Genomic DNA, 20,431 nt, shown 5'->3' with positions numbered 1-20,431 from the left:
AGTGTTAATAGTCGGGCCTATTGGTGATTTTGGGGGTACAGAATTAGAAGCAGGATTCATTGCAAAGTCATTAAGCTCAAAATATGAGGTTTCAGTATGCAGTACTGGAAATATCTCAAAAAACTCAGAAATATATAATTGTAGGAGAAAATTTAAAGTTTATACTTTAAATCAACTTCTTTATAAAAATGATGTTTTTTTGAGGCTTTTAGCCAAGGTAAGTTATATTAAAAATAATAGGCATAAAGATATTTTTAGTCTTATTAATAACAAAATAGCTAAAAGTTATTTTAATTATGATAAAAAAAGAACAGATTTATTGAATCTGTTAATACCTCAATATGACTTAGTTTTAATATGTGCTCAGCTTTCTTCAGTAATGATTTCAGATATAATTACTGTATCAAAAAAAAATAAAAAGCCTTTGGTTTTTAGGGTTACCACAACTGTTAAACGACACACTATATCTAACCCAGATATTTTTAATAAAGTAGATTTGTTTATTTTTCACTCCCAAAAGAATTCTAAAAATTTTGAAAAATATTATTTTGAGCCTCCTTATTTATTAATAGATCAATGTGCAATTAAAGAAAGTGAATTACTAAGGTTACCACTAAAGAATAAAAGAATTGATAACTTTTTTGTTTTGTCTCGTCTTTCGAAAGAAAAGCAAATAAATGTAGTAATAAATGCATTTAAAAATGTTTCTAAAAAAGAGGGAAGACTTTTTATTTTTGGGGAAGGAGATGAGAAACGGAATTTAGTTAATTTAGCAGTTAATGATGGGAATATAGTATTAAAAGGTTATGTCGAAAATTCTGAAATAGTGAATGTATTCAAAAATTGTGATTGTTTAGTGATATCATCTTCTGAAGAAGCAGGCCCGTTAACCGCTTTAGAGGCTATGGCGTCAGGGACTCCTATTATATCAACAAAAGTTGGTGCAATGGAAGAAAGGCTAGGGGATGATTGTTTCTGGTATGATGGAAGTCAAGAAGATTTAGAAAATAAAATGAAACTAATTACAAGTATGTCGGAAAGTCAAATTTCAAATTTATCAGAAAAACTTAGAAGACGATACCTGAGTAACTATAAAATTTCATTCATTGAAAAAAAATATATAAATGCAGTTGAGAGACTTATTTAAATAAAGACTACAAAATGAGCACATATTTAATAACAGGAGGAGCGGGAAATGTTGGCAGTGCCTTAGCGATGCACTTAGCGAAAGATAGTTCTAATAAGATTGTAATTATCGATAATTTATCAACGGGTTCATTGGAAAAAGTACCAAACCTTCCTAACGTGAAATTCATAAAATCGAATGTTAATTATTATAATGATATTGCGCCTGTTTTTGCACGATACGATTTTGATTATGTGTTTCATTATGCGGCTTTAGTGGGGGTAAAGCGAACTTTAGAACATCCGATGATGGTTTTAGAGGATATTGAAGGGATTAAACATGTCCTTTCATTGTCAAAAAATACAGGGGTAAAAAGGGTATTTTACTCAAGCTCATCAGAAGTTTATGGAGAGCCATTTGAAATCCCTCAAAATGAGAAAACGACGCCTTTAAACTCAAGACTTCCATATGCTATCGTTAAGAATGTTGGAGAAGCTTTTTTTAAATCTTACTATAAAGAGTATGGGTTAGAATATACAATATTTCGATTTTTTAATACTTATGGTCCTAACCAGAGTGATGACTTTGTGCTTCCTAAATTTTTAAAATTAGCATTAGCTAATAAAGATATTACCTTATATGGAGATGGTTTGCAAACGCGGTCCTTTTGTTATGTAGATGACAATGTGCAAACCTGTGTAAACGCTATCAATGATTCATCCTGTATAAATACCGTCCTTAATGTTGGTAGTGATAAGGAACAGACTATTTTGTCTTTAGCTGAAGAGATCATTAAAATAACCAATTCAAAAAGTCAGATTGTTCATCTTCCTGCCCTGAAAGAGGGCGATATGGCGAGAAGGTGTCCCGATACTTCAAAAATGAAAAAAGTATTGGGCAGGGAATTAAAACCTTTAAAAGAGGGCGTTATGGAGTTACTTAAATTTTATAAAGGTTAATTTTTTATGCGAAAGGGATATAATCCTACCAAGGGAGGTAAACTAGTTCAAAAAGAACCATGTGATCATAGAGTCATAATACCATTGCACATACCTCATGAAAATGATTATTTCAAAGATGCTTATAAAATCTTCGAACTTTGTTTATTCTCAATCCTAAAAACGGCAACTTCTAAAATAAAAGTCTCTATTATAAGTAATAAATGTAGTGATGAAATTAATGAAAGACTTATAAAACTCTATAGGGAACAAGAAATTGACGAATTAATCATTGAACGGGAGGGTATTGGTAAAATTAATAGCATTTTAAAAGCTGTTAGAACAGTGGAAGAGCGTTTAGTAACAATTACCGATGCCGATGTGCTGTTTTTAAATCAATGGGAAGATGAGGTGGTAAAAGTGTTTAAGGCTTTTCCTAAAGCAGGAGCTGTTTGCCCTGTACCTGTATATAGAAAGCATTTAGATTTAACGGCTAATATTTGGTTTAAGTATTGGTTTTCTAAAAAATTGAGGTTTAATCCAGTTAAAGACGTAGCAGGGTTAGAGAAATTTGTGAAAAGTATTGGTTGGCCATATTTGCCAGAAAAATTTAGTGATAGTATAGGAACTTTAAGAGCAGATGATGATACTATTGCAGTTTTAGGATGTTCTCACTTTGTAGCGACTTATAAAAAGGAAGTATTTGAGGCTTTACCTAATGAAAATTGTATTTATTTAATTGATGGAGATAGTGAATTCACTTTTATGGATAAACCTGTTGTTTTAATGGATGGTTACAGGTTAGCGACATACACGAATAACGCGTATCATCTTGGGAATATTCTTGAGCCTTGGATGGAAAAAGATTTTAATTCTTTAAATCAGAGGCAACAAGAAACAGTTGATTATTCATGGCTTCCTAAATTGAATCGGCAGCCTTTTAAATATTTTTTAGTAAATAAACTTTTTAAACGTGTTTTAAAAGATAAAATAGTGCTAAAGAGCTTATTAAAAAATAAAGGCTTGTCAAATGAACAGGTTATTAACTATGTGGATAAGGATTAACTGTTACTTCTAATTCAATAATTGACTTTAAAATTAATCATGTGTTAACGATTACTATCACCAACAGAAACCGAGATTTACGCATTGTAAAAAACTGTTTAGATTCTCTAAAAAGACAAAGTAATTCTCACTTTGAAGTGACTTTGGTGGATTATGGTAGTGATCCGACTTACTTAAAAACCTTACAGGAATTAGTAAGACTATATGGGTTTATAACTCTAATTCATTGTGAAACCCAACAACAATTATGGAATAAAAGCAGGGCTATAAATATCGCTTTAAAAAAATGTGAAACACCTTATTTCATGGTTGGTGATATTGATTTAATGTTTCACCCAGAATTTGTAGAAAAAGCATTGACTTTTGGTGATCACAATAAAGTCACTTATTTCAAGTATGGTTTTTTATCTAAAGAAGAGTCTTTGAAACAACAAGACTTTCATAATTATAAAGTAGCTTTTTATGGAGGTGAAGAGGTAACAGGAACTACTCTGTTTCCTGCAAAAGTTTTAAAAAGTGTTCATGGTTATGATGAGTTTTATCACGGTTGGGGTGCCGAAGACACCGATATACATATAAGACTTAAGAATGCAGGTTTAAGCATTTATTATCATGAAACAGAAACTTTAGTAAAACACCAGTGGCATCCTAAAGCCTATAGAAGTAAATCTAGCACGCACCCTTTTCATTCTAAACTAGAGAAAATTAACCATGCCTACATGATTAATTCGGAGCACAATAATGTAACAGTTGCGAATTTAAGTCAGGGCTGGGGGCTACCCACAGAAAAGGAGTTTTACGATAAGTTGAATTTACAGGAAGATTTAACCTTAACCCTAAATAATAATCAAGATCAAATTGATGCAGCTTTAGCACATTTAAAGAATGTAAAAAACAAAACACTGTTAATCCAAATTACCCCAGTTGCGCTTAAGGTTAGAATTAAAGAACAATTAAAAGAACGATTAGGTAAAAAACACCAAAGTTTTTTAGATATGGAAGTCATCAATAATATGTTGCTAATAGAAATAATAAAAAACTATAGAAATCAGGCATATAATTATAGTTTTGATAGGGAAAAGGAGACAATACAGTTAAAAATCGTCCTTTAATGATTTTTTATACGATTAATTTGAATTATTGCTTGTTTTTATGAAGAATCAGGAAATAATAATACATATAGGATTACATAAAACAGGAACTACTTTTTTACAAAAACATGTTTTTCCTAGAATAGAATCTTTGTCAGTAATTCGAGCATGGGATACTCATAGAAAAATTATAGAGTTTAATTTTAAAGAAAAAATTTTAATTACAGATGAAGGGATTTCAGGAGATCCATGGAATGGAAGTTATTTAGATGAGTTCAAAAGAAATATTAGGAATGTAAAGCGTTTATATGGGGATGTGAAAATTATTTTTGGAATTAGAAGGCATGATGAATTTATACTTTCGCTTTATAAACAGTATTTACATCAAAAAGGATATAAAGATTTAAGTCTTTTATATCATCAAGATGACTCTGGGATGTTAAAACAAAGAGATTTATTTTTCTATGAAAGAATAGCGATGTTAAAAGAAATGTTTTCAAACGTCTTCATATATTCTCAAGAGACTTTAAAATCGCGACCTTCATCATTTTTCAAGGCTTTATTTCTTTTTATGGATGTTTCTTGTTATTTTAATTTTGATACTTTAGAAAAAAAGGAAGAGAATAAAGGCGTTTCAACTAAGCTACAAGTTGAATGGTTAAAAAGGTTGAATGCTATAAATTATAAATTATTGAATCTCCCGTTTTTGCCTAGTTTATATAATTCAAAATTTATGAAGTATAAAATTACACCTAGAGATATTTGTCAAATCAGATTAAAGGAAGTGAAGTCGGATAAATTCGAGCTACCTGAAGAATTAAAAATGCATTTACTTACTTTTTATAAAGATGATTGGGATAAATCTAAAGCTTACATCTTTTACTAAATCATAAAATAGAGCTCTTTAAATATGCGAATATTATTAGTTTCAATGTCTTCAATTCATTTCTTTAGGTGGACAAACCAATTGGAACAAGCCGGACATGAGGTGTATTGGTTTGATATTCGAGATGGGGAACCAAGCAACCGTATTCCTTTTGTAAAACAAATTCATGGGTGGAAGCAAAAGTATCCCAATTTAAAAGGGAGACACTTTTTTAAAAAGAAATTACCTAAACTATATGAGCGTTTTAATTTTTTGATAGAAAATAAGGTTGAAGATACTTTTGAGAGCCTACTTCAAGATATTAAACCAGATTTGGTGCATAGTTTTGCTTTACAGATATCTTGTATTCCTATTCTTGATGTTATGAAAAAGTACATTAATACTACATGGGTTTATTCTGCTTGGGGAAGTGATTTATTTTATAAAAATAATAAACCGAATTATGAGAATGATTTAAGGGAGGTGTTACTTAGAGTAGATTATCTTTTTACAGATTGTTTAAGAGATTATCAAATTGCATTAAACTATGGGTTTAAGGGTGAATATTTAGGCTGCTTTCCTGGAGGAGGAGGGTTTTATACTCCTAAATTAAAAGAGTTTATATTAACCCCCATAAGTGGAAGATCTATAATTTTAGTAAAAGGCTATCAAGGTGAGCATGGTAGATGTATACAGGTTATAAAGGCATTAATTAAGTTGTCATTCCATTTAAAAAAATATAAAATTATAGTTTTCGCAGCAGATGAAGAGGTTGTTTCTTATGTTGAAGGTAATAATATTTGTGATATTCTAAATATAAAGTTATTGTATAAAGATAAATTTATATCTCATTTAGAAATATTAAAATTAATGGGAGCTTCATTAATTTATATTGGAAACAGTCAGTCTGATGGTATGCCAAACACCTTATTGGAAGCCATTACAATGGGGGCTTTCCCGTTGCAATCTAACCCAGGAAATGCCACATCTGAGATTATAAATCATGGAGAGAATGGTTTTTTGATAGAAGATATTGAAGATGTAGAAGAAATGGAGCAATTAGTATTAAAAGCTTTATTTGATATGAACTTACTTATTAATGCTTTTAATATTAATCAAGTAGTGCATAAACCTAGGTTAGAAAGAAAGCGAATAAAAGGAGAAGTATTAGCAGCCTATAATAGTATCCATTAATATTATGATAATATACCCAGCTGAAATTATAGAACAAGGAGAATACGCTATTTTAAAGATAGTGTTTGAAACTGATGGCAAGGAACAAGCTTTATGGTATAAATTGGCTTCTCAGTATAAAGAGTTTTTTGTAACTGAGAATCAAGATGCAGCAGTGGTTGCTTTGTTGCCGTTAGCAATGAAAAACAATGAAAATATTGCGGTAAAAGGTCAAATTTCAGCAAGACTACACTATACGCTCATTTCTTATTTAATTCCTGCGTTAAATTTTACTGATAATGATTACCATATAATAACGATTAATGCTGAGAACTTAAATTTTAAACGACTAAATGAAGGTTGTTTTAAAGTAGCTACGGGTATTTCATGTGGAATAGATTCACTTTCTACAATTGCGACACATAAGAAGGAAGATAAAAAAGAATATGCTTTAAATTATTTAACATATTTTAAAGCAGGAGCTCACGGTGTTTTTGAAGGAAGACTGTCTGAAATAGCTTTTGCTAAAGGGTTAGAGAATGCTAAGTTATATGCAAGAGAAGTTAATTTGCCAATTATAGTTATAGAATCTAATATAGGTGAAGTTGTTCGTATAAATTTTCAAAAGTTACATAGTATTCTTCAGTTATCATGTGTGTTAACCATACAAAAAGCTATATCTGTTTATTATTATGCTTCAGCTTATAGGTTTGACTATTTTAATTTATCTAACAAGGATACTAGCGGATGGGATATTGTATTAATTCAATATTTGCAAACAGAATCCTTAAGTTTCTTTTCTTCTGTTGTACAATATACTCGTTTAAAAAGAACAGAAATTATTTCAGAAGAGCCAAGTACTTATAAACATTTAGATGTTTGTACGAATTCATTTAGTGCTATTAAAATTAATTGTTCACAATGTTCAAAGTGTATGAGAACACAATTAACATTGGAATTATTAGGAAAACTTAAATTATATGATAAAGTATTTAATTTGGATGTTTACGAGTTTAATAAAGATTATTATATAGCAGAGTTGTTATTTAGAGATAAATTGGATCAGATTGATAAAGAGTTGTTAAGCCTTCTTAAAAAAAAGAAAAATATAGAACTAATACATTATTTTATAGGATTTAGAATTAGAATCAGAAATAGAATAAATAAAAACAAGAAAAAACTAAAAGTTTTACTTTTTAATAAGAGCTAATAATTCATGATAAAAAGCAATAAAATACGCCTCTTCTGGTGGAATGAGGTTAAAATTCAAAATAAGTCAAAAGAAAATTACGGTGATTTATTGGGTGCTTATCTGGTAGAAAAAATTTCGAAGAAAGAAGTAGTTTGGGTGCGTCCTAAAGATTTTTCAATCTTAAATCATTTTCAACCCATTTATGCGACTATAGGGAGTATTTTAACCCACGTTAACAAAAAATGTGTGGTTTGGGGTAGTGGTATTATATCTAAGGATTATCCAATAAAAAAAGCCAAGTTTTTAGCAGTTCGAGGTCCGCAAACTAGACAGTTTTTGGTAAATCAAGGGTATGAAGTGCCCAAAGTGTATGGAGACCCTGCATTATTACTTCCAGATTATTTTTTTCCAAAGGTTAGTAAAAAATACAAAATAGGTGTCGTTCCGCATTATGATGATTATGCTGTGGTAAAAAAATGGTTTCTATCAGAAAATAATATTGTAGTATTAGACTTAATGACGAATAATGTCGAGGAGACAACGATTAGGTTTTTGGAATGTGAAGCCATAGTATCTTCCTCACTTCATGGCATTATTGTAGCACATGCTTATGGCATACCAGCGGTGTGGCAACGGTTTTCCGATAAATTATTTGGCGATGATATTAAGTTTCAGGACTATTTTGAGTCCGTACAAATACAACCTTATACACCTGAAATAATTAATAAGGAATTAACTTATGCTCAATTGGAAGAGTTACTTAAAAGTCCGAATACTTTGCCAAAACCGGAGGTTATTACTGAAATTAAAACAGGGTTAATGGAGGTGTGTCCTTTTAAAGAGTAATTATAATATGTCGCATTTAAATTCTCAACAGGAAATAAAGAATCTTTTCGGAGACATAGAATTAAAGTTTCCTGTGGATGAATGGGTTGTAAACGGCGTTCATGTTTGGCCTTATATCAGGATAAAATTATACTATCATTTATTAAATGTAAATGAAGATAATAAAACGGGTACTCCCGGGTTGTCAACGGAACATGTAGAAGTTTCTACCAATATCAACATATTTAAAAAATGCGCTAAGTTCCTTAAATCTTATGTAAGTTTAAAGTGGTTTTATTTAAGTTTGAAACCAAAGGAAATTATTTTTGTCGGTTCCCACTTTCATAGAATTTTAAATCAAAATAATTTATACTACAATAAATTTTTCGATCCTTTAATAGAAAAATTTAATCTTCATAATCGAGTTTATATTTTTGAATTTCAAAAATTCTATAACAACTATTTTAATCAAAAGGCAGTAGTTCCATTAGCTAAATATTTAGAAGCCTTTAAATTACTTAATAAGATTTCTAGTCGTTTTAAAAAAACAAAAAGCTCAATCCAATTAGAAGATTATACTAACTTTAAAAGTTATTTAGATAAACATATTCCGGGGGGTAATGCCTTTTATTTGACGGAAAACCATTTAGATAAATGGTCGAAGAAAATAGTAGGCTTAAAAGAATTTTATTCTAAAATATTGAAGAAAGTTCGACCTGAAAAAATTATATTTTTAAGTTATTATGGTTTTGATGATAATTATGCTTTAATATTTGTTGCTAAACAATTAAATATTAAAACAATAGATTTTCAGCACGGTCCTCAGACGAATGTCCATATGGCTTACGTTTCTTGGAGTAAAATGCCATATCATGGGTTTAATATAATGCCAGATGAATATTGGAACTGGGATGTATTTTCAAAGAGTAATATTGACTCATGGGCAAAGTATACAGATATAAAATCTAAAGTTGCAGGACACCCTTATGTGGCTTACTGTTTGAAAACTTACAAAACGAACAGAGATCAACAAATTATCCTGTTTAGTATGCAAACGTCTCCGGTAGATCTGTTTACAGATAGGTTTTTAGAACTCGTAAGATCAACTAAGTATCATTGGGTATTCAGGCTACACCCGAGAAATAACGTGCCTATGGTAGAGTTGCAAGCTTATTTAAATGAAAAGGATTTACAAGATATTGTAACCCTTCAAGACTCTAAAAGTACTCCGTTACCAACTGTTTTACTTGAATCCGTTCTACATGTTACAAATTATTCAGGATGTGTTCTTGAAGCTTTAATGTTAAGTGTTCCGAGTATTATTATTCATAATGTAGGTTTTGAAATGTTTGAGAATTATTTAGATAACAATAAAGTTTATTATTTAGACCAGAAACATGATAATTTTATTGAAAAGTTTCATTCCGTATTAGAGGTTTGTTTAAATAAAAATAAAGACATTCAACGCATTGAAATTCCTAATCCGATAGACCTTTAAATGTCATTAAAAAATGTATTTTAGCGTAAATTAAGGATATTTACTATACTGAATTTATGAAAAAAATTGGATTCATTCCGCTTAGAAAAAATTCCAAAGGCATACCAAATAAAAATAAACGTAAAATGGTGGGACGACCATTGTTTACCTGGGTGTTGGGGGAAGCTATTTTTTCTAATTTGGACGAAGTTTATGTGTTTACAGATGACGAATGGGTGATAAACTTTATAAAAAAAGAATATCACTGGACATCCAAAGTAAAAGCAGTTTTAAGAAGTGACGAAAGTGCTACCGATACGGCGTCTACCGAGTACGCTATGCTAGAGTTTTGTGAGTCTCTCAACTATCAATTCGATATCTTTTGTTTACTTCAAGCGACATCTCCTTTTACAACACGAACCGATATAAATGCCTGCTTAGAACCATTAAATAAGGATTACGATTCGGCTTTAACTGTGGTTAATACCCATCGTTTTTTATGGAATGAAAACGGTACACCAATAAATTACGATCCCTTAAACAGACCACGACGACAAGATTTTAACGGACTTTTAGTTGAGAATGGTGCGGTTTACACAGCTACAAAGGTGGTGTTGCAAAAGCATAAAAATAGATTAGGTGAACATACAGCGGTTGTAAAGATGCCTGAAGATTCTCTATTGGAAATTGATAGTGAACCCGATTGGATTGCTGTAGAGAGTTTGCTCATCGAGCGTCAAAAACGATCTAAAATATCAGCAAAAATCACTCATGTGGTTTTCGATGTCGATGGCGTTTTTACCGATGGAACCATTACATACACCAAAGATGGCGAGCATACCAAAAGTTTCGACATGCGTGATGGCATGGGACTTGAAATTTTAAGGCAGTTTGATATTCAGGTGATGATTATGACTTCAGAAAATTCCCAGCTTGTGGCAAAACGCATGGAAAAATTAAATATAGACCATGTGTTTTTAGGTGTGAAAGATAAATATACCCTGCTTCATAAACTGGTATTAGAGCACGGGATAAGCATGAACAATGTGGCCTATGTTGGCGATGATGTAAACGATTTAACTAATATTTGTAGTGTGGGCTGGTCCTTAGCGCCTAATAACGCTACCGATATTGTTAAAAGTCATGTCGATGTGGTGCTTTCCAAACCTTCAGGAGCAGGGGCTATTCGAGAAGCTTGTCAGTTCATCATGAATTATAATAAAAGATTTTAGTCTTATATGCTGATAGTTGCTATTCCCAAGAGTGCAAGTTCCTCTCTTTTAACAACCTTAGGAAAATTACATAATCTAGTGGCGTTTCAAGACTTTTCATTTAGAAATCAAAGTACCCCAATTATGTCTAATGTTGTACACACAGTACATTCTGATATCCGGGAGTTAACAAGGACTGATGTAGATAGGTTTTGTAGAGATGATGTTTTTTATAAACAGCATATTTTTCCTTCCGAAAACAATTTAAACTTATTAAAGGATAGAAAAAAAGTCATTTTATTGAGAGATAGTAGTGAAATATTACTTGCTTATAAAAGAGGAGCAAAGGAAGCTCATAATGGATTGCCAGAAGGATATTCGGTTAAATTATCCAATAAGGTTTTTTTAGAAAAGGCCAAAAGAGATGGGTTTAATGATGATTTAGAATTCTTTAAAAATAAATGGCTCGAGTCTATGGATCCTCGTAATACCTTAGTTATATATTATAAGGATTATATAAATAACACAAATAAAGTAATAAATGAGATAGAGCATTTTTTTAATTTAACTATTAGTAATGAAAAAATTATTCCTGTAAAAGCAAGATACTCAAGAGTGAGCAGTTTAAGAAAAAGGTACAATAAGCTAAAGAAATTTATAAAAAGTAAACTAAGGAAATAATGACTTCATATAAAAAACCATATGTTATTGCAGAAATAGGCTGTAATCATAAAGGCGATATGACTATTGCCAAAGAACTTATAAAAGTGGCAAAAATTTTTTGTGATGCCGATGCCGTAAAGTTTCAAAAAAGAAATAATAGAGAGCTACTAACGGAAGACCAATACAATCAACCCCATCCAAATCCTGCAAATTCATATGGAGATACTTATGGGGCCCATCGTGAGTTTTTAGAGTTTGATGTTACACAACATCAAGAATTAAAAAACTATTGTGAGGAAATTGGGATTACCTATTCCACATCGGTTTGGGATGTAACATCAGCTAAAGAAATTACATCTTTAAATCCAGAATTTATTAAAATTCCGTCGGCGTGTAATAACAATGAAGCTATGTTGGTATGGTTGTGTGAAAACTATAAGGGTGAACTGCACATTTCAACTGGAATGACGACTAAAGATGAAATTGAAAATTTAGTCAAGCTTTTTAAAAAATACAATAGAAATAAAGATTTAGTGCTTTATAACTGTACCTCGGGCTATCCTGTGCCTTTTGAAGATGTTTGTCTGTTGGATATCAATTTGCTAATTGAAAAATATAAAGATGAGGTTAAACATATTGGGTTTTCGGGGCATCATTTAGGAATCGCTGTAGATGTTGCTGCTTATACCTTAGGTGCGAATATTATTGAACGCCATTATACCATAGATAGAACCTGGAAAGGTACCGATCACGCAGCCTCATTAGAACCTATGGGATTACGTAAATTAACAAGAGATTTGAATGCCGTTTATCAAGCGCTTAGCTATAAAAGTCAAGATGTCTTACCTATTGAGCAAGTGCAACGCGACAAATTAAAAAATAAAAAAGGCTAGAATAGTAATGAATAAAAAGGTTTTTATATTTTTCCCCGATGGTGTTGGTTTAAGAAATTTTGCTTTTACCGATTTTAAGAAGAATGGAGAACAGATGGGGTTCGATATAACGTATTGGAATAATACTGTTTTTTCTTTAAAAGATAATTTAGGATTCAAAGAAGTAAAAATAGAAGACCATACAGCACACCCCTTACTACCTTTTTATTCCAGAGCAAGGAAAAGAGTAGAATTAAATATTTCTCGTGATAAATTTAATGATGCCGTCTATCCCACTTATAAGTTCCCTTTTAATTACTCAGGTACTAAAAACAGTTTAAAAAGTTTGTATACTCAAGCGTTAATTGGTCTTTATAATTCGGAGAAAGGACTCGTTAAATTACGACATAAAATAAACATATTAGAACGTTCAACCTCAAAATACAGCTATTGCAAAGCGCAATTAGAAAAGCATAAACCCGATGTTGTTTTTTGTACCACACAACGAGCTACCCAATCCATAAGCGCTTTATTGGCAGCTAAGGATTTAGGGATTCCAACCGTGGCTTTTGTGTACTCTTGGGATAACGTACCTAAAGCCATGCAGGTGGTTGAAACCGATTATTACTGCGTTTGGAGTGATTTAATGAAGGAAGAGCTTTTAAAATATTATCCTTTTGTTAAAGAAAAACAGGTGTTTGTTACCGGAACGCCTCAGTTTGAACCGCATTTTGATCCACGCTTAAAACAAACTAAAGCAGAATTTTTTAATCAGTACGGCTTAGATCCTAACAAGAAATACATTTGTTACTCTGGCGATGATGAAACCACATCACCACTAGATCAATATTATTTGGAAGATTTAGCCCATGCGGTAAGACGTTTAAATGATAAAGGATACAACTTGGGGGTTATTTACAGAAAATGCCCGGTTGATTTTACTACAAGATATGATGACGTAATAGAAGCTAACAAAGATATTATACACGTTCTAGATCCTTTATGGAAACAAGTGGGCGAACAATGGAACCAAGTCCTGCCAACTCCTGAAGATTTTAAAATGCTGTATAACGTTTGTGAACATAGTGAATTGGTTACCAACGTATGTTCTTCCACAGTATTCGATTTTGTGGCGCATAACAAACCGTGTATTTATTATAACTACGAACAACCACAATTAAAAAAAGGTATTCGAGATATTGGTCAGAATTATAAATATGTGCACTTTAGAAGCATGCCAAGTGATTGTGCCGCTGTTTTCTGTAGAGATAAAACGGAACTAGAAGGACTGGTTAAACAAATATTAGATGGGGAACTTTCTAATGTTGAGGAAGGAAAACAATGGTTTAAAATAGTTGCGGGTGAAAATCCTAATGGAGCATCTGAAAAAATATGGAAAACCATAAAAAATATAATATGATGAAAAATAAAACAATTATATTTTCTAACTCTTATGGCCCGAGAACAGGACATAATTTTGCTTCTGAAGCACTAAAAGTTTTTACTTATAATACATAATAATAGTAAAGAATTAAGGCTCTTAATTAAGTTTAATAATTATGAGGTTGATATTAAACTAATCTAAAATGATTTTTCCTGAATTACATAGACATGAGGTAAATAGTATGAAAGCGTCTATGGCGTTTTTTCAAGGCCTGTATAGAAGAGTTTTTAAACATGACAGGGATAAAGTTTTTATCATAGGGTTTCATAAAACAGGAACCTCTTCTTTGGGAAAAGCATTACAAATTTTAGGTTATAGAGTATGTGGAAGTATAAAGGAAGCTTATGATTATGACACAGCATTAGATGTGAAAAGCTATATTTTAAAAAAAGCAAAGCCTCTTCTATCTAGTTATGACGCTTTTCAAGATACCCCTTGGTTTCTATTGTATCAAGAGTTATACAAACTTTATCCCGAAGCTAAATTTATTCTAACCAAGCGTCACCCAGAACAATGGGCTAAAAGTGTACAGAATCATTTTGGAATACAAAAAATCAAATATCATGATTTCATTTATGGTACAAATAATTCATTAAAAGATGAATCCATTTATTTAAATGTTTATAATGCACACAATACCAATGTACAGGATTTTTTTTCTAATAAAGGCAATTTTTTAGTCTTTGATCCTATTACTGATGGATGGGAGGAACTAGCCAATTTTCTAAATGTAAAAAAGCCTAATCAGAAGTTTCCTTATGTAAATAAATCTGAGGATAGAAATAAGCTTATGGTAAAAATTAAAAAAGAATTAAAACGAATTTATTATAAATAATCTTTTAAGAAATTTATTAATGCGCATTGGCTTCCTAACCCCTGAATATCCACATCCTAAAGTAAATCATGCTGCAGGATTAGGAACTAGTATCGGTAATTTAACAAAGGCCTTAGTCAGGCATGGGCATGCTGTTTATGTATTTGTATATGGTCAAAAACAAACGGAAGACTTTGTCGAAGATGGGATTCATTTTTACTTAATAGCTGATAAAGACTTTGCTTTTGCAAAATGGTTTTACTATCGTAAATACGTTCAAAAGGAAGTTCAGAAAATAATAAATAAAGAGCAAATCCAGATTCTAGAGGTTCCAGATTGGACAGGGATTTCTGCTTTTATGAAGTTTTCGGTGCCTGTAGTGATGAGGTTTCATGGTAGTGATACCTATTTTTGCCATTTAGAACAGCGTACACAAAAACTTAAAAATAAGTGGTTTGAAACCATAGCTGTTCGTGGGGCTCAAGCTTATATAGCTCCCACTAATTTTGCAGGAGAACAGTCTAAAATGCTGTTCAATATTAAAAATATACCTATTAAAACCATTCACTACGGCTTACAGTTAGAAAAGTTCACGAATACTCATCCAGAAATGTATACACCATACAGTATTTTGTATTTAGGGACACTTATACGCAAAAAAGGGGTTCTTGAACTACCTGAAATTTTTAAAAAAGTTAGGCAGGAATACCCTCAAGCAACGTTAAAACTTATTGGTAATGATGCTTCCGATATTCAAGCAGGTAACCATTCAACATGGAGTTTGCTAAAGGAAAGTTTTTCTGAAGAAGATTTAAATCATGTGCATTATTTAGGAAGATTACCCTATGATGCCATTAAAAACCATATTCAAGATGCTCATGTTTGTGTGTTTCCTACCTACGCAGAAACTTTGGGTATGGTGACTATAGAATCCATGGCCATGCAAAAGCCTGTGGTGAATAGTAATATTGGCTGGGCACAAGAACTTATGGAAGATGGTCAAAGTGGTTATTTAGTCCATCCCAAAGATCATGGTGTGTACGCTGAAAAAATCAAAGTACTTTTTAATAATAAATCGAAATGCTTGGAAGTGGGAAATGCCGCAAGAGCGTATGTTGAAAATCATTTTGATATGGAGAAACAAGTGGTTAGGAATGTTGAATTTTATAAGAAACTTATAAAATCATGATAGTACTGACCCACAATAACCAATATGTGCTTCGTGTTGAGGATATTAGTGAAAACACCGATATTCTTTTTCAAGCAACTCATACCATTTTAAATGTAATGTATGGTTTGGCCGAGCAGTTTCCGAACCACATTTTGGTTTGGCAACATTTATCAGCAGAATCTCATGTCAATTTCGATTATATTGAAAGAATTCCAGCATTAGAAAGAAAATGTCTGTCCTACTGTTCACAATCTTTTTTCCCAGATGCTATTGGTTATGTAGAACAATCACCCTTTATTAATATCAAGAAAGAGGTGTGCTACCCCACATGGCAGATGTCTGGACTGGTTGGTGTCATCAAAGCTAGTAATTTATTACAGTTTAAAAAGGAAGTGAATTCGATAAATTTTTCCTATGCCTTAAATGCGATAGCTAAGTTAGGAATGCCTCAAGGTTTGTGGTGCTATTCCGAACCCAGGTTATTAAAACAAGAACTGCCTTCTCACGAGAAACAAGCAAGTACTTATTTACTTTTTAACTTTGTAAAGCAGCATTATAAATGGGTATGGGTGTGGTTGCTATTTTTAAATAAATGGATTTATGAAGGAAGCTTTTCTTTATATGCCTTGTGTCATACGTTTACAACCAAACGGACTCAAGTGTCATTCAAACTACAATCAATTTCCATAAAAAAGGGAAATAAAGAAGGTGATGGTCATTCGACCATAGACGTTATCATTCCAACCATAGGTCGTCCCGATTATTTATATGATGTGCTTGCCGATTTAAGAAAGCAAAGTCATCTGCCAAAACGGGTTATAATTGTAGAGCAAAATCCCGCTCCTGAAAGTGTTTCCGATTTACATTATTTACATACTGAAACCTGGCCTTTTGAAATTGACCATACCTTTACACATCAAACTGGGGCATGTTTTGCAAGAAATTTGGCCTTAAGTAAAGTACAAAGTGAATGGGTGTTTTTAAATGATGATGATAATAGGTTTGCTCATAATCTTTTAACTGAAGTTTTACAATATGCCAAACAGTACGGTGTAGAAGCTATTTTAACCAGTTATTTACAGCCCGATGAAAACCTACGGTATAAAAAAGTTCACCAAACCTCTATCTTCGGATCTGGGAATAGTTTTGTTAAAGCTAAATATTTGTCTAAGGTGAATTTTGATATGAGTTTAGAATTTGGGTATGGTGAAGATACCGATTTTGGCATGCAGTTACGTAATATTGGCGTTGACGTTATTTATTTTCCGAACTTGAGTATAACGCATCTAAAGGCACCTAGAGGCGGATTTCGATCAACATTTATTCAGCCTTGGGAACATGAAAAAGTTCAGCCTAAGCCATCTCCAACCATCATGTATTTAAAGCAGAAGCATTATACCAAACAACAAATTCAAGGTTATCAATTACTTCTTTTTTTTAAAATGCATAAATTAAATGTTTTTAAGGTAAGATTTTTCTTGAAACGTTGGAAGCAAAGTGAAAAATGGGCGGAATTACTGTCAGAAAAAAGTCAAAACACCTATGCTTAAAATCTACACCAACAAAACATTTTTAACGGAAGCATACCGTAAAAAAGTGTTTCCCTTACTTTTTGATTTGTGCTATTTAAAGCATAAGGGTTTAGTAGAATATTTCAGTTTGGTTGAAGAGGCAAAGGATTGTGATATCATGATTATGCCCATAGATTATGCCAAGTTTATAAAGCATCAAAAAGCATTCGACACTTTACTAATGTTGTCTAAAACATATAAAATGCCATTGTGGATTTATACAGCTGGGGATTATGGTTTTACCAATTCTATTGAAAACGCGTATACCTTTAGGTTAGGCGGGTTTAAAAGTCAGTTGCCCAAACACACTTTTGTGATGCCATCATTTATAAACGATCCTTATGACATGGTGTTGGAATACAGAGGGTTCGTTGCGGTTAAAAAAGCTGAAAAGCCCTCGATTGGTTTTGTTGGTCATGCACAATCAGGTATTTTAAAATATACAAAAGAATTAGTAAATCATTTAAAATTTCACGCTACAAGACAAGCCTACAGGCTAACGGTAGATTCACAATCATTTTTCCCTTCAAGTATAAAACGCGCCAAATTACTTCGAAAGTTAGAGCAAAGTCAAAGTCTAAAAACAAATTTTATTTTAAGAAATAAGTATCGCGGTGATTTAAGCATTGAAGAAGGAAAAAAACTAACAGAAAAAGAGTTTTTTCAAAATATTTATGTGAATGCGTACACGTTTTGCATTCGAGGACGGGGCAATTTTTCGGTACGATTTTATGAAACCTTAGCCGTTGGACGTATTCCCATATTATTAGATACAGATTGTAAGTTACCTTTAGAAGATAGCATCGATTGGAATAAACACGTTGTAATTTTAAATAGTCAGAGCCCAGACAGTTTAGAAAATCAAATTTTGAATTTTCATAATAGTTTAACTGCAGAAGAATTTGAAGCCTTACAAGCCTCAAACCGACATCTATGGCTTAATTACCTGAGGAGAGAAGAGTATTTCAAGATAGTTTGTAAGGTTTTTTAGGTAACAAACCATTAAAAAGTAAAAAAACTAGTAGAATAAAAAAATGTTATTTAACTCCATTGATTTTGCAATATTTTTGCCTGTTATTTTCATTTTATATTGGTTTGTCTTTAACAAAACCATAAAAACACAAAATGCATTAATTGCCGTTTCGAGTTATATTTTTTATGGTTGGTGGGAATGGGAGTTTTTAGCTCTAATATTTTTTAGTACTGTTGTAGATTATTCTATCGGTTTAAAGTTGTTCAGGGAAAAAATAGTTTCAATAGAAAAACTTTACTATGGATAAGTGTACTTGTAAATATCGGTCTTCTAGTATATTTTAAGTACTATAACTTTTTCCTAGATAATTTTATAACTGCTTTTTCATTTTTTGGAGGCAACCTGACAACAAATTCATTAAACATAGTTTTACCTGTAGGCATTAGTTTTTATACATTTCAAACATTAAGTTATACTATAGACGTTTACAGAGGTAAACTTGAACCTACTAGGGACTTTATTGCCTTTTCTGCCTTTGTGTGTTTTTTTCCTCAATTAGTTGCTGGGCCAATTGAAAGAGCAACAAAATTATTACCACAATTTTTTTCAAAACGATATTTTGAATATAATAAAGCATCAGAGGGTGTGAAGCAAATTCTATGGGGCTTATTTAAAAAAATAGTAATAGCAGATAGATGCTCAATTTTCGTGGATGATATATTTCAAAATTATTCTAATTATTCCGGGAGCATTTTAATAATTGGAGCGATTTTATTTTCATTTCAGATTTATTGTGACTTTTCAGGATATTCAGATATAGCTATCGGTACAGCTAAATTATTTGGAATTACATTAATGACAAATTTTAGAACCCCTTATTTTTCAAGAAATATAGCTGAATTTTGGAGAAGATGGCATATTTCGTTGTCTACTTGGTTTAGAGATTATCTTTACATACCATTAGGAGGATCAAAAGGATCCAAGATAAGAACAATTCGCAATGTTTTTATAATTTTTATAGTTAGTGGATTTTGGTATGGTGCAAATTGGACCTATGTAATTTGGGGAATTTTAAATGCTATTTATTTTTTGCCAATATTTTTAATGAAAAGGAACAGGAAATATCTCAACACAACAAAATTTAATAAGTTTTTTCCAAGTATTAAGGAGAGTTGTAGTATATTTTTAACTTTCATGCTAACTACGTTTGCTTGGATATTCTTTAGATCAAAATCAATATTTGATGCATTTGAATACATAAAGGGTATATTTAATCAAAATAATTTCTTTAAACTACAAACAGCTCAAACTTATATATCTGATATTAGACCATTAATTGGTTACTTGAGTTTTTTCATAATTGTTGATTGGTATTTTAGAAATGATGATGTTGTTTTTACAATTTACACTCCAACTAAAGGCAAAATAATATTTAAGTACTTAATTTATTTATTTGCTATTATAGGGATTATACTTTCAATAAAAAATCAGTCGTCTAACTTTATATATTTTCAATTTTAATCGTGAGAAAGTTTGTGTATAAAATAGTGAAGTCATTCTTGTTTATTTATTTAATGCTATTTAGTATACATTTTATAATGGATTATTTTTTATCAAAAGAGAATGTTTGTAATAACAATACTTGGCATAAAATATTTAAAGGAAAACTAAATACCGATATTGCAATAATAGGAACATCAAGAGCAGAGGTGCATTACAATACTAAAATTATTAATAATCTAACAGGATTAAGAACATATAACTTAGGACTTAGCGGGACTCCCTATCCTATTTTTAAAATTAGATGGCGTTCTTATATCAACAGAAATAAATCACCAAAAATTTTAATTATTGATATTGATGCCTTAAGTCTTCATAATTCAAATAACCTTTATGATAAATTTCAATACTTGCCTTATTTTTATTCTCCAGAATATCAATCTGTAGCCTTCCCTAAAAA

The 20,431-nt window shown here is 31.4% G+C and carries 18 protein-coding genes and 1 pseudogene; all 19 read left to right on the top strand.

Annotated elements, in window-relative coordinates; translation table 11 throughout:
• Window position 1: 1 nt before the first annotated feature.
• Entirely contained in the window at window positions 2-1,147 is a 1,146-nt protein-coding gene (locus A6I66_RS09545) for a glycosyltransferase family 4 protein (RefSeq protein WP_245683452.1), read from the top strand.
• 14 nt (window positions 1,148-1,161) lie between these two features.
• Entirely contained in the window at window positions 1,162-2,085 is a 924-nt protein-coding gene (locus A6I66_RS09540; RefSeq protein WP_067148383.1) for an NAD-dependent epimerase/dehydratase family protein, read from the top strand.
• Between the two features lie 6 nt (window positions 2,086-2,091).
• A complete protein-coding gene (locus A6I66_RS09535; RefSeq protein WP_067148380.1) occupies window positions 2,092-3,129 on the top strand; it encodes a glycosyltransferase in 1,038 nt (345 codons plus the stop codon).
• Between the two features lie 41 nt (window positions 3,130-3,170).
• Window positions 3,171-4,241 (top strand): glycosyltransferase family 2 protein, encoded by a 1,071-nt coding sequence (locus tag A6I66_RS09530; protein WP_067148378.1) that lies wholly within the window; start codon window positions 3,171-3,173, stop codon window positions 4,239-4,241.
• Window positions 4,242-4,281: 40 nt separating this feature from the next.
• Window positions 4,282-5,106: a hypothetical protein gene (locus A6I66_RS09525; protein ID WP_067148375.1), complete on the top strand. Its 825-nt coding sequence runs from the start codon at window positions 4,282-4,284 to the stop codon at window positions 5,104-5,106.
• A gap of 24 nt (window positions 5,107-5,130) precedes the next feature.
• Window positions 5,131-6,279, top strand: coding sequence for a glycosyltransferase (locus A6I66_RS09520; RefSeq protein ID WP_067148372.1), 1,149 nt, complete (start codon window positions 5,131-5,133; stop codon window positions 6,277-6,279).
• A gap of 4 nt (window positions 6,280-6,283) precedes the next feature.
• Window positions 6,284-7,468: a hypothetical protein gene (locus A6I66_RS09515; RefSeq protein ID WP_067148368.1), complete on the top strand. Its 1,185-nt coding sequence runs from the start codon at window positions 6,284-6,286 to the stop codon at window positions 7,466-7,468.
• A gap of 6 nt (window positions 7,469-7,474) precedes the next feature.
• The gene (locus A6I66_RS09510; protein ID WP_067148365.1) at window positions 7,475-8,296 is read left to right on the top strand and encodes a polysaccharide pyruvyl transferase family protein; all 822 of its coding nucleotides are present in this window, start codon (window positions 7,475-7,477) and stop codon (window positions 8,294-8,296) included.
• A gap of 7 nt (window positions 8,297-8,303) precedes the next feature.
• Window positions 8,304-9,773: a hypothetical protein gene (locus tag A6I66_RS09505; RefSeq protein WP_067148362.1), complete on the top strand. Its 1,470-nt coding sequence runs from the start codon at window positions 8,304-8,306 to the stop codon at window positions 9,771-9,773.
• Between the two features lie 56 nt (window positions 9,774-9,829).
• Window positions 9,830-10,984 carry an acylneuraminate cytidylyltransferase gene (locus A6I66_RS09500; protein ID WP_067148360.1) on the top strand — a complete coding sequence of 385 codons (1,155 nt, stop codon included), beginning with the start codon at window positions 9,830-9,832 and terminating at the stop codon, window positions 10,982-10,984.
• Between the two features lie 6 nt (window positions 10,985-10,990).
• Window positions 10,991-11,644 (top strand): sulfotransferase domain-containing protein, encoded by a 654-nt coding sequence (locus tag A6I66_RS09495; RefSeq protein ID WP_067148355.1) that lies wholly within the window; start codon window positions 10,991-10,993, stop codon window positions 11,642-11,644.
• Complete coding sequence (locus tag A6I66_RS09490; protein WP_067148351.1) at window positions 11,644-12,519, top strand: N-acetylneuraminate synthase family protein; 876 nt, start codon at window positions 11,644-11,646, stop codon at window positions 12,517-12,519. The genes A6I66_RS09495 and A6I66_RS09490 overlap by 1 nt, the downstream gene beginning before the upstream one ends.
• A 7-nt stretch (window positions 12,520-12,526) precedes the next feature.
• Entirely contained in the window at window positions 12,527-13,918 is a 1,392-nt protein-coding gene (locus tag A6I66_RS09485) for a CDP-glycerol glycerophosphotransferase family protein (RefSeq protein WP_067148348.1), read from the top strand.
• Window positions 13,919-14,084: 166 nt separating this feature from the next.
• Window positions 14,085-14,777 (top strand): sulfotransferase family protein, encoded by a 693-nt coding sequence (locus A6I66_RS09480; RefSeq protein WP_084399608.1) that lies wholly within the window; start codon window positions 14,085-14,087, stop codon window positions 14,775-14,777.
• Between the two features lie 19 nt (window positions 14,778-14,796).
• Window positions 14,797-15,945, top strand: a complete 1,149-nt coding sequence (locus A6I66_RS09475) for a glycosyltransferase family 4 protein (RefSeq protein ID WP_067148345.1) — start codon at window positions 14,797-14,799, stop codon at window positions 15,943-15,945.
• Window positions 15,942-17,477, top strand: coding sequence for a glycosyltransferase family 2 protein (locus A6I66_RS09470; RefSeq protein WP_067148342.1), 1,536 nt, complete (start codon window positions 15,942-15,944; stop codon window positions 17,475-17,477). Before A6I66_RS09475 ends, A6I66_RS09470 begins: the two co-directional genes overlap by 4 nt.
• Window positions 17,470-18,489: an exostosin domain-containing protein gene (locus tag A6I66_RS09465; protein WP_067148339.1), complete on the top strand. Its 1,020-nt coding sequence runs from the start codon at window positions 17,470-17,472 to the stop codon at window positions 18,487-18,489. Before A6I66_RS09470 ends, A6I66_RS09465 begins: the two co-directional genes overlap by 8 nt.
• Window positions 18,490-18,532: 43 nt before the next feature.
• Window positions 18,533-19,992: pseudogene (locus A6I66_RS09460) on the top strand (MBOAT family O-acyltransferase).
• A 77-nt stretch (window positions 19,993-20,069) separates the two neighbouring features.
• Window positions 20,070-20,431 (top strand): hypothetical protein (locus tag A6I66_RS09455; protein ID WP_157614173.1); only part of this gene is annotated, 362 nt, incomplete at its 3' end.

The organism is Pseudotamlana agarivorans (assembly GCF_001642835.1).
Lineage (GTDB): Bacteria > Bacteroidota > Bacteroidia > Flavobacteriales > Flavobacteriaceae > Pseudotamlana > Pseudotamlana agarivorans.
Note: the sequence above shows the minus strand (reverse complement) of the source record. Positions and strands in the feature narration are given on the sequence as shown.